At 32.7% G+C, this 14,742-nt stretch carries 15 protein-coding genes; 1 reads left to right on the forward strand and 14 read right to left on the reverse strand.

The annotated features are described in order from the left end of the window. From AC0L3Q_RS18720 to AC0L3Q_RS18770, 11 genes are all read right to left on the reverse strand, one after another. On the reverse strand, nucleotides 1-600 hold the full coding sequence (locus AC0L3Q_RS18720; protein WP_473281875.1) for a hypothetical protein: 600 nt from the start codon (nucleotides 598-600) through the stop codon (nucleotides 1-3). A 401-nt stretch (nucleotides 601-1,001) separates the two neighbouring features. Then, nucleotides 1,002-2,396 carry a hypothetical protein gene (locus AC0L3Q_RS18725; protein ID WP_473281877.1) on the reverse strand — a complete coding sequence of 465 codons (1,395 nt, stop codon included), beginning with the start codon at nucleotides 2,394-2,396 and terminating at the stop codon, nucleotides 1,002-1,004. 13 nt (nucleotides 2,397-2,409) lie between these two features. After that, entirely contained in the window at nucleotides 2,410-2,949 is a 540-nt protein-coding gene (locus AC0L3Q_RS18730; RefSeq protein ID WP_473281879.1) for a conjugal transfer protein TraO, read from the reverse strand. A 10-nt stretch (nucleotides 2,950-2,959) separates the two neighbouring features. Further along, the gene (locus AC0L3Q_RS18735) at nucleotides 2,960-4,633 is read right to left on the reverse strand and encodes a type IV secretory system conjugative DNA transfer family protein (RefSeq protein WP_473281881.1); all 1,674 of its coding nucleotides are present in this window, start codon (nucleotides 4,631-4,633) and stop codon (nucleotides 2,960-2,962) included. Then, complete coding sequence (locus AC0L3Q_RS18740) at nucleotides 4,623-5,474, reverse strand: DUF5712 family protein (RefSeq protein ID WP_473281883.1); 852 nt, start codon at nucleotides 5,472-5,474, stop codon at nucleotides 4,623-4,625. Before AC0L3Q_RS18740 ends, AC0L3Q_RS18735 begins: the two co-directional genes overlap by 11 nt. Continuing rightward, entirely contained in the window at nucleotides 5,471-5,872 is a 402-nt protein-coding gene (locus AC0L3Q_RS18745; RefSeq protein WP_473281885.1) for a BfmA/BtgA family mobilization protein, read from the reverse strand. Before AC0L3Q_RS18745 ends, AC0L3Q_RS18740 begins: the two co-directional genes overlap by 4 nt. Nucleotides 5,873-6,084: 212 nt before the next feature. Beyond that, nucleotides 6,085-6,690 (reverse strand): P-loop NTPase family protein, encoded by a 606-nt coding sequence (locus AC0L3Q_RS18750; protein WP_473281887.1) that lies wholly within the window; start codon nucleotides 6,688-6,690, stop codon nucleotides 6,085-6,087. A 168-nt stretch (nucleotides 6,691-6,858) separates the two neighbouring features. Beyond that, on the reverse strand, nucleotides 6,859-7,284 hold the full coding sequence (locus tag AC0L3Q_RS18755; RefSeq protein ID WP_378253587.1) for a helix-turn-helix domain-containing protein: 426 nt from the start codon (nucleotides 7,282-7,284) through the stop codon (nucleotides 6,859-6,861). Beyond that, entirely contained in the window at nucleotides 7,284-7,583 is a 300-nt protein-coding gene (locus AC0L3Q_RS18760) for a helix-turn-helix domain-containing protein (protein ID WP_473281890.1), read from the reverse strand. Before AC0L3Q_RS18760 ends, AC0L3Q_RS18755 begins: the two co-directional genes overlap by 1 nt. A gap of 160 nt (nucleotides 7,584-7,743) precedes the next feature. Further along, on the reverse strand, nucleotides 7,744-9,342 hold the full coding sequence (locus tag AC0L3Q_RS18765; protein WP_473281892.1) for a hypothetical protein: 1,599 nt from the start codon (nucleotides 9,340-9,342) through the stop codon (nucleotides 7,744-7,746). Nucleotides 9,343-9,542: 200 nt separating this feature from the next. After that, complete coding sequence (locus tag AC0L3Q_RS18770; RefSeq protein ID WP_473281894.1) at nucleotides 9,543-10,781, reverse strand: tyrosine-type recombinase/integrase; 1,239 nt, start codon at nucleotides 10,779-10,781, stop codon at nucleotides 9,543-9,545. Nucleotides 10,782-11,178: 397 nt separating this feature from the next. On the opposite strand from AC0L3Q_RS18770, the gene AC0L3Q_RS18775 reads away from it, so the two are divergent. Further along, nucleotides 11,179-12,435: a site-specific integrase gene (locus AC0L3Q_RS18775; protein ID WP_473281896.1), complete on the forward strand. Its 1,257-nt coding sequence runs from the start codon at nucleotides 11,179-11,181 to the stop codon at nucleotides 12,433-12,435. Here AC0L3Q_RS18775 and AC0L3Q_RS18780 read toward each other — a convergent pair. From AC0L3Q_RS18780 to AC0L3Q_RS18790, 3 genes are read right to left on the reverse strand one after another with little or no spacing between them, the layout of a single operon-like run. Then, on the reverse strand, nucleotides 12,427-13,209 hold the full coding sequence (locus AC0L3Q_RS18780) for a DUF4138 domain-containing protein (protein WP_473281898.1): 783 nt from the start codon (nucleotides 13,207-13,209) through the stop codon (nucleotides 12,427-12,429). The two genes, AC0L3Q_RS18775 and AC0L3Q_RS18780, sit on opposite strands and share 9 nt — an antisense overlap. Continuing rightward, nucleotides 13,206-14,135 carry a conjugative transposon protein TraM gene (gene traM, locus AC0L3Q_RS18785; RefSeq protein ID WP_473281900.1) on the reverse strand — a complete coding sequence of 310 codons (930 nt, stop codon included), beginning with the start codon at nucleotides 14,133-14,135 and terminating at the stop codon, nucleotides 13,206-13,208. The genes AC0L3Q_RS18780 and traM overlap by 4 nt, the downstream gene beginning before the upstream one ends. Next, complete coding sequence (locus AC0L3Q_RS18790; protein WP_473281902.1) at nucleotides 14,116-14,742, reverse strand: conjugal transfer protein TraK; 627 nt, start codon at nucleotides 14,740-14,742, stop codon at nucleotides 14,116-14,118. The genes traM and AC0L3Q_RS18790 overlap by 20 nt, the downstream gene beginning before the upstream one ends.

Raw genomic sequence — 14,742 nt, forward strand, 5'->3', positions numbered from 1 at the left:
TTATTCTTTTTGATCAGGAGTATTGACTTTCAAAAATCTATGCTTTTCATACAACTCCTTTGCCTTTTTATAATCTTCTTTCATTGTGTCTCCCAGTTCAAAATATTTGACAATTAACTGAGCTTCTTCTTTACTCAGTCCAATACTTAAATACTTCCTGTAGATGTACGCTCCGGGACAGATACAATTTTCGGAACCCCAATCCTCATCTATCAATGTACAGTCTCCAAAATGTTTTCTTGTAGACTTCGCTTTTGAAAGATCTTTTCCATCCAAAATACTCCAGGTTTTTTCAATCGCTTTTGGCGGATTCAGTTTGGTGTTTAATTGATCCTTTCCCAGATCAAATAGCTTCAATATTTCTGCGTATGTATGTTGTTTGGAATATTGATAACCTATAATGTATTCTATATTTCTCGCTGCTTCTAATAGATTTTTTATTCCTATTTCGAGATTTCCCGATACCGAATATTCATCTGCAGCAGTTTTCAGAATCTTTACCAATTGCTTTTCATAGGGTTTGATAAAATTTTCTACATCAAGATCTGCTATCTTTTTTTCGATAAGCTGTTTGATAAGACTAAGTTTATTTGTTTCCATACTATTATTTAAAAATGCAATCCCAAAATAAATAAAGGTCTACTGCAAGACAGGACAATATCAAAGCTAGAACAAAGAGTCTCTTTTGCATTCTTAGCTTTCTCAATTCTATTTCTATTTGTTCTTTTGTCATTTCTTTAGATTTAAAGTTTTATTGTTTTGAATTGCAGGGTTAGGGATTTCGTAAGTATGGAGAAATGCCCTAACGCTGCTTTTGTTTTAATTAACTTTTTGCGGTAATGAGGAACGATTGAATGCAATGTGTTAATTAAAAATATCTTCACTCTAAATTTTGCTTACCGAAGTGAAGCGAACAAAGATTTCTGGTAAGAGACTGAATAGGCCTTAACAGGAATTTTGTGAAGCTGATCGAGATAAGTAAAATTTAGTATCCTTACTACTCATTCGCTATCCTGATCATAGAACTCAATTGGAACTTCCTTAGTTAATTGAACTCCATTAGAATCCGTAAAAACAAAGGTTATGTTCCCTTCAATTGGTCTGGGAGATCCTATTTGTTCTATAGAAGCTCTTGTAAATGTTGCAGGTCCAAAATCATATATATTTGAAAGACCACTAGGTTCATCAATATTTCTTAGTTCTAATATTGTAGATTGCCCAATGTCTGTAAAATATATCATTTTGTATTCTAGAAACTGATTGTCTACCGAAGGACTTATAATATTAATTTCAAATTGAGCATTGAATTGATAAAACCCCCGAATTGGAGTGGGATTAATAATAACCTCAAAATTGGTAGGTAAAATATTGAATGCGATTCTTTTTCTTTTAACTACTCCATTTGAAGCTTCAACCACAAACTCTATCTCCGTATTCTGAACTTTTGTTCCTCTAAATTCTCCAACTCCATTCCCGTCATTAATATCAAACTTTGTATTTTGCTTTATTACACGGTCTGATCCTATGAATTTTATTCTTCCTTCAACATTAGTGAAATATGCCTCATATGTAATGTTCTCAATACCTAATTTTTTAATGTCAATGTTAAAAGTTGTGAGATCGTTAATAAAATCCTCTTCCTGATCGAATGTAATATCAAGTTCAAAATCTGTTTGCAAAGAGTTATATTTGATCTTTTTGGTCTTTTTTACTCCATTGGAAGCTTCAATTACAAACTCTATTTCAGCTTCAGAAATATCTGTTCCTTTAAATTCTAATTGGTTCAAACCGTTGATAAGGTCAAATCTTCTGTTTTGAATGAAGCTTTCTCCATTAGAAAACTTTACTTCACCTTGAATATTTGTAAAGTATACTTCATAGCTTAGTTCTTCTATACTATTTTGCTCAATCTCTATATTGATAGGAACTAACTCATGAACATATGCTTCTGTCTTATCAAAAAGTATAGCTACTTCAAAATCTGTATTATCTACAACTATTGGAATTGAAGTTCTTTTAGAAACCCCATTAGATGCTGTCACATCAAAAGTTATTTCACCAGATCCTGAGTCTTCAACAGAATAATCGAAAACTAAGCTCTTATCGGTTATGTTTTCTATGCTATCTCCTGGCGCGTAATTCACTCCGTTAAAAGACAAACTTCCGTTGATTCCACTTTCAAAATAACTGATAAGAAATTTAATATCTTCGTTAGGGTTATCGTCCAGGTTAACTAGCAGTTCTATTTGAAAGGTTTCGTTTACTGTGATATTTTCATTACTGAGATTTCCTATTAATGTGAAGTCAGTTAATTCTACGGAATTGATATCTACTTCCAATTCTTCACAAGAAATAATGGATAAAGCTATTCCGATTAAGATGATTATTTTTTTCATAGTTAAATTAATTTTAAAGTTTAATGGCTAACCCAAGCCCAATCATAAATTTTGATTTTCCTATTTCGCTATTCGCGTGATAAAAATGAGTGTACCGCCCCAACGCAGAAATATTTCTAGTGATTCTTACATCTGCTTCTACAGCACCATAGGCTCCATATATAATTCCATCTTCGGTTGTTATAAAGTCATTTTCGGATAAATTGATTTCCGAATCATCAATGGATTCTTCGCCAAAAACTCCTCCGATTCCCAGGCTTACTAAAAAAGAATCATCTCGATTACTCAAAAATGGAATCTCGGAAAAGTATCCCAGATGAAGTGAGTAGATTTCGATTGGTATTTCATATACTGTTTCTTTTTCTTCGATAAAAGAAGTATATGCACCTATTTCAAAGTATTTAGCTATGTCTCTTTTAGGATAAAAATGTAGATTCGCCATCCCGGAATAGCCATTCTCCGAAAAACCCACCAATCCACTGATTGAAGTAGTCTGGGAGTAAACCGAATTAAATCCGAATACTATTAGCAATAAAAAAAGTGTTTTTCTCATATGTGAAGTTTTAAAAATTAATTAGGTTATTGTTTTGCTGATCTTCTTTGGTTAAGCTCAGTACTTCGTGCACTATTCTTTGATAATTTTTTCTTAAGTACTCCATAGGTGTCTTAATTCCAAAGTTGGAATTATTGTCTATCTGCTCTGCTATTTTAAATTTTGTTTTCAGGAATTCCCTGGGGTTGCCTTCCGCAACTATACCGTAGAACTCACCTGCATTCAGATTCAAAATATCTGTGACTTTCACTCGATCTCTTTCTTGAATAGATTGGCTCCTGCCTTCACTATTATTTCTACCCATCTTTAAGACAAGTCCTCCTGCTTTACCAGAGTTTTGAGATTCCGCCCAAAACGATTTATCCTGTTTACTGAAAATCGATTTTATCATTTCAGCCGTTTTTACGTTTGTAGATCTACCATAAATTTGAGTTCCCAAATTGGATAGCAACACCTGGGCTTTGTCCTTTCCGTTTTGATCTTCAACTTGCCCGAAGTCTTGAGCTGCATAAATCGTTGCTACTTTGTTAGATCTAGCTGTAGCAGGTATCTGTTCGAACTTCGGAATGTAAATGGTAGGAGCTTCGTCTAAAAGAATTATGCTCTTATGTTTATCCGGTTGATTCATTAATCGTACCGCTGAAGAAATAATTAATGAAATTACAGGAGCGTAGGTTCCAGATAATGTACTATCGTTTCCGATGCACATAAACTTTGGATCTTCGGGATCATTCAGATCTAATGAAAAATCCTCTCCAGATAAAATCCAAAACACCTCAGGGTTATTCAATGTTGCTAATGCATTTTGTAAAGTAGACATCACACTTGCAACAAGTCTATTGGCATTGCGATCAACCGCTTGTTTTATACTGGATATCATTCCTAAAGCTTCCGAATCTTTGGCAACCATTTCCAATATTTTATCTATACCGATATGCGAGAACAGACTAATAATATGCGGAATTGTACAATACTGCGGATGATTATTTCTCATATACCAGATGATCCCGGTTAACACGCTCTGAGCTTCTCTATCAAAGTATTCTCGCTTTTTAATCGTTTCCGGTAATAAATTGTTAATCAAGGTTTGGCTTAACTCGAAGGCTACCGCGGATTTGGTTAAATATTTTGGTGATATTGGATTCACACGATTGCTGCGAGTAGGATTTTTGAAATCGACAAAATATGTATTGATTTTTGTTTGTGCCTTATACGCTGACAAAAGTTTTTTTGTTAGTTCAGGGCTCTTAAAATCGTATAATAAACCTGCCATAGAGTTCTCTGAAGCTTGATATATAATAGGCTCAATCAGACTCTTAGATTTACCTGAACCTGCACCTCCCTGAATATAGATCCCTCGATATATATTTTGGATAGTTATTTGTCCTTTGTCTGTATCAAAGTTTATAATTTCCGATTCATTCAAGTTTTGAGGGTCTATTACCTCAATCTCTTTAACATCCTCCTTTTGTTTACTCTTTGTAATGAAAATTTTATCTATCCAATAATGGAAAGGAAATAATGTCACCAATACATTCACGATAGGAAAGAAAAATATCAATACTCCAATCGCATAATGAATTCTAAAAAATCTGCATACTAAATAGCAGCTATACAAGGTCCAGGTTTTGAAAATTACCATTGCAACGAATGGTATCATTTTTAATAATTCGTTATCGCTCATTTTCTAGTTCTTTTAGGTTTTCTAATACATTTTCTTTAATTAATCTTTGATATTCTTGTTTTTCCTCGGGAGTACCGTTTTTCAAAGCGTATTGCACTTCAAATTTTTCTCCCAGGCTTCTTTCATATTTGAATAAATCATCGAAGGATTGCTCATTTCTTTGTACCCAGTCCATTCTGTTAAAACTGGCATTTGAAATATTTTTTCCGTTTAGTTGATGACTATTTGTATTTCTTGCACTTCTGTTCGGACTAAGCCTGATCCGTTTTTCTTTGTGAGTTCTACTCACAACCATATGCACGTGGCTTTGTAATCCGGGTTTTAGCTCTCCACTTTTAGCTTTACCGGAAAGAACCTCTTGTTCTGTTCCTTTGTATCTCCTTTTATGTTCTGTTTTCCCGAAATACACCAAATCATTTTCTGAGATATTGTTTTTAAAATTCGAAGCATAATTTTTCATACTCTCCCTGGCATACTCTCGAATCGATTTATTGTAGTTATCAAATTCCTTTTTGGACATTTGATTCACATTTGTTATTCCTTTTCTTCCTGTTGCTTTCTCCGATAGAAATACCAATTCCTTCTCACTAAAATTTAGAGTAAGTGTGAAATACTTATCTTCCTTTTTGGTTAATCCTTTACCTCTTGTATTTTGATCAATGGATTGCATTGCCCTGGCTGTAGAAAGCATATCCAGTTTTTGATTAAAGAAGTGCTGCTGTCGATCAAATTGTTTCTCCTTAATCAATTCGTTATTTTCCTTATTGAGATAGAAGGTATACTTAGTACAGCTGCCTTTGCTATCTGCGGTGGTTTTATGAATAATTGATACTGGCATCATCTTATACTTGATTTGATTGTTTCTAAAGCTTCACTGATATCTAGAAGCCTATTCTTTAATTCCAGATCATTCTCCTTTACCTTACCAAAAACGGAGTTCAAGTTTTCCAAAAGGCTTTTAAAAAAGGATGCATTCTGCTCAATTGATTCAGATAAAGAGGATCTTAAAGGATATAATATTTCCGATTCTTGAGTTCTGAAAAAACCAACTATTCTTCTGTCAATCACCTTAATCATTTGTGAAGGAGTTTTATCATTTATCAAAGCAGGATCCTGTCCGGTTTTCTTAAAAAACAGGATCATATCTTCAGTAAATTTCCCGATGGGTCTATTAAACTCATCTGATAAATTTTTCAAGTCCTTATGTGCCTTTTGGTTGATCACAATACTCTTTTTCATATCTTTTATATTTTTTACTTCTGATAATCAGTTTTTTACAACAAGGCTTATAAGATTTTTATAAACTATTATAATTCAACATCTTCCGCTATCCCTTGACATCCCTTTGATAAGCCTCGCAGAGCAAGTAGGGTTCACTGCGTTAGCTTGAACCCTACTTGCTATTCTAAAGAATACGCTCGGCGTTTCTTAGAATCGCGTTCAAAGGGAAATTAAAATCTTCGGCTCTCTCCGTTTAGCGGTATGAAATTGAACATTTGATATAAGCGATCTTTGACCTGCTTGCAGTAGCGATTTTCCAATTCTCGAATCGATAAATTTGTGGTCACAAAAGTCTTTGTTCCTTTTTGTTTAAAGTGGTTATAACGGATCTGCAGTAGCCTATCGAAAAGATTCTCTTTTATACCCCAGGCTTGTACTTCTTTTTCCGTTCCCAAATCGTCGAAATGTACTTTGCCCTTACTGTATTTTTCAATTACAGATTCTGCACCTATGAATTTATTCTGCTTATTTTCTTTGTTAAATTCATTCACTACTTGATGTACCGATAAATTCGAAAACCATAATTGTATCAAATTGTGCTTTCTGCTAATATTTTGAATGATATCGAAAATGGAACTTTTACCTGTTCCGCAATTACCATAAATCAATAGCCCTTTTCTCAATTCTCCATTTTGTACTTTTTCCTCAAATGAATAGTCATCAGCAAAATATCTACAGATCACATCAAAGAACTCTCTATTATTATCATCGATTATGAATTTTCTATTCTCATTTCGGAAATATGCTTTTCCTTCTTTCCAAACTTGAGATTTCATCCATTCTAGAGGTATTTGAACATATTTAACCGGTTTAGGCTTGTTATGAATAGCATCAAAATATCTTTGAATTTTGTCATTTTCTTTTTTTCTTGCGCAACTCTTTTTTTCTTTCGTCAGGAGTTTCTATCCCCATCTGAATCTTAACTCTATTTCCTAATGAATTTTTCATTTCTTCCGGGGATTTGCATTAATAATTTTTGATTTTTTCTCTTTAAAAGAAATATTAGGTTTAGTATTAAATCTTGTAGTATTATCTTTCAAAATTTCTTGTATAGGCCTATTAAAATTTATTTGCATAGGCTTTTCAAAAATTGTTATATACCTATTCAAAATTTCTTTACTACCCTTATTCCTGTATATATGCCTTTCTATATACCCGTATGCTTCTAATTGTTGTAACCAATTATTTATAGTTTGTTTGGATACCTGGTACAAGTTTTCGAAATATCTATTTTGCGAATAGCAGAACCCATGTTTGTTGCATAAAGAGGTAATCTCTGCAAAAAGTACTTTTGCCGCCGGAGATAATCTCTTATCATATCGAACAGGAGCAGGAATGATTGAATAATATGAAGGTTCTATTTTCTCCATTATCTTCTACTCGATTGAACTAAACCTGGATTTTTCTGAGCCAGTTTCAAAAGTTCTGATTTAGAAAAGAAAATCGAACGCCCAATTTGGTAATAAGGAACTTTACCTTTCTTCTTCCAGGATATCAGGCTTGTTACGGATATTCCCAAGAATGCTGCTGCTTCTTTTTGTGACAATCGATCTTCATCGGGGTTAATTGGAGTTTGTTGGATGAATTCTGTTTTGCGTAATCTTTCAATTACAACTTCTACTACTTTTTCTAAATCTTTTCTGGAATGTGTTATTAATTGAAAACTCATAAGACACTGTTTTTAAATTAAATCACCTTAAATATTTGTGGTGTTTGAACAGGTCAAATTTGGTTATAAGTTATACGCAATGTATTTGCACCACCTCAAAAAAGAATTTTGGTGCAAATCAAATCAATTCGTAATAGATTGTTTTTTAATGATTTAAAAATTATTGAAGTAAAGAATTATTTTTAATCCAAAAATCTTGTAGTTCACTAGATTCAAATTTTTTGTCTTTAATCCTAATCAAAGTAGATCTTGAAAAAGCATTACCTCTTTTATCCTGGAGAGATTGTGATAAAACACGAATGATGCTATTTTTACTATTTGTTAAAAACTGTTTTTCAGTTGATAGTTTCCATAGTAGCTTGAAAAAATCTTGTGGATAGGGCTTCTCTTTTTTCAAGAAGGAATATTCTTTGAAAATTTCAACTGGAGAAATAAGTTTTGACGGATGGACATACTCTCCTTCAACAACTGAATAATTGAATACAAATGATTCTATCTCCTTTTTCAATTGAATATCGCCATCGGGAATAAAAATTAATGACCTAGCATAGTTGGTTAGTAATTGTACTAATTTAGTTTGGTTAAATCTCTTGCTGATAGCTAAAACGTCTGAACTATTCTTTTCATTTATAGGTTTTAGTTTAGATTTAATTTCAACCTTATTAATATTTGAAATGTATTGCTTAGAGAGACCTCTTATCCAATCGTTTATTATTACAGTTTTTTCATTCTCTTCTTGGATTGAATCTGAACTACTAATTTTTTCCGTTATATACTTCCTCTTCAAAAGTTCAATAAATTTCTTTTTATATGGTTCAAAGTCGTCCAGATGAACATATAAATCGGAGATTATTAAAAATTTAAGCTCATTATTAAAAATCCAAGGGCTATATGAAGTCATTTCTGTATTATTAATCAGAAATGTCTTTTTAAATAAATTTTCCGCCGGATTAAATTCTCTCAACAATTTATAATTTAATTTTTGAGCATATATGTGTAGTTCATCTCTTAGATACTTTAGAAGTTCAGGAATGCCTATACTATTTACTACATCTAGACTTTCACCATATTCATTTTGATCTTCGTAGATTAAAATCGTTTTATCAATAAAAGCTGTCATAAAATGACAATTTGTTTTAAACGGTACTACTGCCAGTAAATTATGAATTAAATTTCTATACTTTTTTTCTAAGCCTTGAAGGTTGTTATATAAGAATTTAAATACGGTAAATTCGTCTGTAAAATTCAAATCATATGAACGGAAAGTATTTTCTAAAAATGGTTCATAACAGACAGTATAATCTTTTTTGGTAAAATCAGAGAATCCTCCTCCAACTTTAATCTTTTCTAAAATATAATCCTGAATATCTGCAAACTCATTTGGTTTGTCACGATCAATAAAATGAAGTGATCCTCCTAAATACTTAGTTTCTTTCCTTATCCACTCCTTATATTTTTCCTCGATATTTGAAAAAGCAATTATTCTATTTCCTTTTTTATCGATAAAATAATAAGGAGCTTCGAAGTCAATTTCAAATAGTATTGAATCAGTATTCGCCATTTGTTTTATATCATAAAAATCTAAGAGCTCTCTTTTGATGGATTTGTCAACCAAAGCCTTGAAATCACTAAAACATAAAGTTCTAAGATTACAGTCGAATTCGATACGATCCATATCGAAATAAAACATCTTTTTAAAATCTTTAAGATCGTCTTCAAAATAAAAAGAAAGATTATTATTACCATATTGCCCATTCAAATACAACACTTTTGACAATAGACTATTTTCTCTTATTTCATACAAAAGAAATATCTCTTGTAGAAAAAACGCAAATTGATAAAGTGTTAAGCTGAATAACCTTTTTACATAAACATTATAGATCTCACCGTTTTCAAAACGTTCATAATTCTGAATTAGAAACGACAATTCATACGTGTCTATATTGAAATCTTCAGAAATCATAACTTATCCCAGGTATTATCCATTTCACTCCGTTTCAGATCCTCTGCAATCTTAACGTACCTCCGGAAGCTTTCTTCCTTCTTATGTCCAGTAATATTACGTACAACCATTTCCTTCATTCCAAGTACGAGACTGTTGGTCACAAAAGTTTTACGAGCCGTATGGCTTGTAATCAATTCATATTTTGGAACCGTCTTATCTATCCTTTTTTTTCCTATATACCGGGTGATTGATGTAGGTGTATTAATTTTTGCCTTTTCACAACATTCTTTTATGTACTTATTAAACTTTTCTGCAGATATGGATGGTATGGGTTCGTAAATTGTATCTCTATACTTTTCTAATAGTTGCTTTGCAAAATTGTTGAGTGGTATTTTATGATCAATAGTTTTAGTTTTTTTTATATTCAGTTTCAAATGGTCTTCGTATACATTAGAAACCCTTAATTGCTTGATATCAGAAAATCGAAGTCCTGTAAAACATCCAAAGCAATAGGTGTCTTTTACGTGTTCTAAACGCTGAGAGTCGAACTTATGATTAAAAAGTTGCATCAATTCTTCCATTGTTAGATAGATCACTTCTATTTCTTGCTCCGGAGCTTTAAACTTTCGGAAATCCAAATTCTCGTGATACCCTCGATCATAAGACCAATTCATAAAGGTCTTTAAAACCGAAATAAGCTTCGAGAAATAATTATTTAGCGTATTCTTATGTTCAAATGCATAATCTCGAAACTTCTCAAAGAAATCCACTGTAATAGTATCAAACCGAAGTGGGTAATCTTCATATTCTCCAAAGTCTTTATAGAAATTTAATGCTGTCCTGTAGCGCCTTAATGTACCATCGGTTTTAACATTCTTGCCTTTCTCAATAAACTCTTCAAAGCTGGGAAAAAATTCGTTCGTAAGATTTACAGCTTCTAAACCAGAATTTAACTTGTCAGTAATAAAATCCTTAGTTGGTTTTATATTGTTCAATAAAATATAACGAAACAACTGCTTTACACTTTGATTCTGTTCTTCCAGTATTTTATTATATTCAATATGATAGTTATATTCTTCTGATTTCAAACTTGGCTTGATACGTTGATCTGTCTTTTTCCAATGTCTCTCTAATACTTTAACTCCTTTCACTTCTTTTCTTATTCGCTCTCCTCCAAAGGTGATTAGCATCCTAACTGGTATTAAACCATCTTTATTGATTTTATCTTTCCTTAATAAAAATGAAACTTGCATTAGCGTTTAAATGAGTTAAAAAACATTAAATAGGGGTACAATAAGGGGGACAAATTTGAATAAAAAACAAAAAAAATTGATTTAACCTTATTACTGTTATCTCAAATATAGTAATTATTAAGGAGTTAAACTGATTAAATTCAGTTTAAAAATACAGGTACTCCTGTCGAGGTCACTAGGAGGAAACTCCAAACGAATAAAAAACCTTGCAAAATCTATGATTTGCAAGGTTTCGTTGTTTTTGGACGATAATAAGATTTGAATTGATATGATTCCAAACGTCAACATATCGGTTAACAGATTTTTAATCGGTCAACAGTGTTGACCGAATAGCCAAAAACACAAGCCATAGTTGATTTGACTTTCATCTTAATGTTTAACCTTAAAGATGACAACTATGAAAACATCACACACTTTTTCAATCCTATTTTGGATTAATTCTTCGAGAGCGACGAAAGGTAATGCAGAGCTATTTGCAAGAGTAACCGTAAATGGTAAACGAGCCAATATCGGATTAAAACGAAAGGTTCCTATTTCACGATGGGATTCTAAGACCAAAAAGGTCTCTGGAACCGCAGCAAATTCAAAACAAATCAACAATCATATTGAGCAGGTAAGGGCAAGATTGTATGATATATACCAAGAATTAAAATATAAAGATGAGTTTATTACGGCTCAGCTCATCAAAGCCAAGTACAATGGCGAAGATGACAATTCCAAAACACTCCAGGAAATTCTAAAATATCACAATCGAAAAATTGAAAGAACACTTGCCCCAGGTACAATTCGAAACTTTGGTATTTCGGAAAACTATATAAACAGATATCTTCAAAAGAAACTAAGGACATCTGATATCTATTTAAGAAAACTTGATTACAAATTCATTTCAGATTTTGAAACTTTCTTAATTGGTTACTATCCAAAAGGACATCCCAAAGCTATGAGCCATAATACTGTAATGAAGCATCTTCAAAGGCTGAGAAAAATTGTGACTTTGGCTTATCATTTAGAATGGATAGACAAAGACCCTTTTTTAAGATGGAAGCCCACTTTTGAAACCAAACAACGTGAATTTTTAAGTGCCAATGAACTTTCTAATCTGGAAACTTATGCTTTTCCACTGGAACGATTGGATAGGGTTCGTGATTTATTTGTTTTTAGCTGCTATACTGGAATTAGTTACGCGGATATTATCAAATTGACAGTTGATAATATTGTGTTAGGTATGGATGGAAGCAGATGGATTTACACTAAAAGGCAAAAAACAAAAACACCTGTGAAAATCCCTTTATTGGACAAAGCAGAATTCATCATTGAAAAGTATGCAGAAAATCCAATTACAATTGTTTCTGAAACATTACTTCCAGTTCTTACCAACGAAAAAATTAATTTGTACTTAAAAGAAATTGCAGATGCAGTGGGGATTAAAAAGAATCTAACTTTTCATATGGCCAGACATACCTTTGCAACTACTGTTACATTATCCAATGGAGTACCAATTGAAACTGTATCAAAATTGCTAGGTCATACCAAATTGGCCACTACACAGATTTATGCTAGGGTTCTTGATAGAAAACTTAGTGATGATATGAATGCGCTAAGAATGAAGTTAAATCCTAAGAAGGAAGAAAAAGGAAATTCAGCTTTATTGTAAAAGCTGGATTTTCCTTTCCCCATTAAGTTCTTTTAATTCAATCATTAACTTTTCATTATCCCCCAACACAAACTTGGGTAACACATATACGAATCGATGCGATTGCCCTACTCTAATATTACTTGGCATTTCATGTTTATAATCAGCTTGTATCAAAAGCTTCTGATAAGAGGCTTTACGTTTCTTATTACCATTTACTCTATAGACGTTTAAATAATCTATTTCAAAATCGATTTCCGACTTGTTCTTAATTTCTAATACTAGATAAACTTCAGAAGCATTGTAAACCATCTTTTGCAATTGTAATTTGATACCTTTTTTTCGCTTTGTTGTAATAGGGCTATAATTTGAATTCAATAAATGATTGCTGAATTTTTTGAAGTAATCTATCCTATCAATTGGTTGTGTTATCGGCTTTTGTTTTAAAATTACAGGTTGCTCACGCCCAATACTTTCTTTTAGTGAAATGAAGTAGTTCAGTTTCGGTAATTGCTCCTTATACTTCAAAATGTAGGAATAGACCTGACCATTTTTGGTAACTGTCAATAAGTTACTTTCTGTTCCTGGAGTGGCTTGTAACAAGCCAAAGTATTGCTCTTTTTCTCGGTTATAGGTAAACACAAAATTGGATGTTCCTGTGATTCCCTGGCGAATGGGTTCTGGGAAAAACAGAGCGACATTTTTTTTATCATTGGCATAAATGGTATCTAAGGTTTGCTGAGCTACTACAAGGTTTGTAAATAGTGCTATGGCAATTATGATTATAGTTTTCATAGTATGGGTTTTAAAATGAGTTGGTAGTTATCAATTACGGTAACTTTTACGGTGCGGTTGTTTCTTTGGAATATCCTTTTAACTCCGCTTACTTGTGGCACACCTACGATATTGATATCATCCACAATATCTCCGACTACTTCCTGTCTAGCTTCAGCTCTAAAGCTGTTTTCAATGTAAACACCCTCACTTCCGTCCTGAAGGTCAAAAGCGTTTAGTTTAATAGGTTTGTGATTGATGTTTTCGATTTCTATAATGGTTCGGTTAGGTTGAAAACTTACAAAACCATAAATAGGTGTATTTCTTAGTATAGTATTACCATTGATGAGTGCATCTTTCGTCAATCGCATTTGCAAACGATAATTGTTTCGAACTATTTGTGTACCATCCACTCGCACATATATAAAAGCATCTGTATTCTGGGTTATGAGGTTCTCATTTTCCAATGGATTTGAAGCAAAAAACAGTTGATGTTCCAACCCCAATTCTTTAGGGGTAATTTCCTCTTCTATTACAGTTTTCTTGGAAATAGAATCTTTTTGTAGTGGCTTTGGTTCAATTTTGACCTTAGGCTTTCTAAAACTCTTGTCGGAATAACTGATACGTCCCTCATTATAGATGCTGTCCACAATCCGCATCTTTTCTTTGTCTAATAAATCAGGGTCATAGACTCCAGTAGAATCCATCAAACGTTCATCATAAATGCTAGGAGCATTGGTTTGTCTTACTTCTTTTAGGTCATCAAGAGCTTCTAATTTGGAATCATATTCCTTTTGCTCATCTCCCAATTCTGGAACCGGAATTTGGTTGTTATCAATAGTTGGTTCTTCTTCATCTCCCAATACAATTACAGCGTAAGAGCCAATGAACAGCACTACACATAAAATGACGGCAGCGAACACGATTTTATTCTTTTCTATTTTCATAGTCTTCTAGCTTTTTCAGTTTGTTTTCAAAAAAGTTGGTTATCAATAATCCGTGAGTATTGTTGGGGAAGTTTCTATTCACATGAATAATATTTCCTGACGTGGTCAGTTTATAAGTATCAATGATAGCTCCCCGGTTGATTTCAAAAATGACAGTGGTTTCAAATCGATATGGTTCTTGTTGGATGTCGATTTTCGATTCAATCTTCAGTACTTTCTGTACCAATGAGTATTGCAATAATCGGTTGTAAACACCATCTGCTTTTTTCTGTCTATACAATGCATCTACAGAGCTATTACCTAGCCATAAGGCTTTCTCCAGGTTCTTTTCATAATTGCTCGCATCGACGTGATAGAAATAGGTATGGAACAATTCTAAATGAGACAATACTTCTACTTCCAGATTTTCATGCTGCTGTACCATTTTAAGGGGAATGACGCTTCCATCCGAATTAACTACAAAGGCATTATTGACGGATTCTTTGTGAAGCTTTATAACCATGAGCACTGAAACAATGCAGGTTAAAACAGCCCCAATGATTACCGCCAGAACAATGAATCGGTTCAAGCGGAGTACGTTGTAAATATTTTGATATGGTGTTTTCAT

The organism is Aquimarina sp. KJ22-3 (assembly GCF_055808215.1).

Coding starts and splice junctions, on each gene's coding strand:
- AC0L3Q_RS18750 (WP_473281887.1), bottom strand. CDS start 6,690: ATGAAATCTCAAGTTTGGAAAGAAGGAAAAGCATATTTCCGAAATGAG.
- AC0L3Q_RS18720 (WP_473281875.1), bottom strand. CDS start 600: ATGGAAACAAATAAACTTAGTCTTATCAAACAGCTTATCGAAAAAAAG.
- AC0L3Q_RS18780 (WP_473281898.1), bottom strand. CDS start 13,209: ATGAAAACTATAATCATAATTGCCATAGCACTATTTACAAACCTTGTA.
- AC0L3Q_RS18770 (WP_473281894.1), bottom strand. CDS start 10,781: ATGCAAGTTTCATTTTTATTAAGGAAAGATAAAATCAATAAAGATGGT.
- traM (WP_473281900.1), bottom strand. CDS start 14,135: ATGAAAATAGAAAAGAATAAAATCGTGTTCGCTGCCGTCATTTTATGT.
- AC0L3Q_RS18745 (WP_473281885.1), bottom strand. CDS start 5,872: ATGAAAAAGAGTATTGTGATCAACCAAAAGGCACATAAGGACTTGAAA.
- AC0L3Q_RS18730 (WP_473281879.1), bottom strand. CDS start 2,949: ATGAGAAAAACACTTTTTTTATTGCTAATAGTATTCGGATTTAATTCG.
- AC0L3Q_RS18755 (WP_378253587.1), bottom strand. CDS start 7,284: ATGGAGAAAATAGAACCTTCATATTATTCAATCATTCCTGCTCCTGTT.
- AC0L3Q_RS18725 (WP_473281877.1), bottom strand. CDS start 2,396: ATGAAAAAAATAATCATCTTAATCGGAATAGCTTTATCCATTATTTCT.
- AC0L3Q_RS18790 (WP_473281902.1), bottom strand. CDS start 14,742: ATGAAAACACCATATCAAAATATTTACAACGTACTCCGCTTGAACCGA.
- AC0L3Q_RS18735 (WP_473281881.1), bottom strand. CDS start 4,633: ATGAGCGATAACGAATTATTAAAAATGATACCATTCGTTGCAATGGTA.
- AC0L3Q_RS18775 (WP_473281896.1), top strand. CDS start 11,179: ATGAAAACATCACACACTTTTTCAATCCTATTTTGGATTAATTCTTCG.
- AC0L3Q_RS18760 (WP_473281890.1), bottom strand. CDS start 7,583: ATGAGTTTTCAATTAATAACACATTCCAGAAAAGATTTAGAAAAAGTA.
- AC0L3Q_RS18740 (WP_473281883.1), bottom strand. CDS start 5,474: ATGATGCCAGTATCAATTATTCATAAAACCACCGCAGATAGCAAAGGC.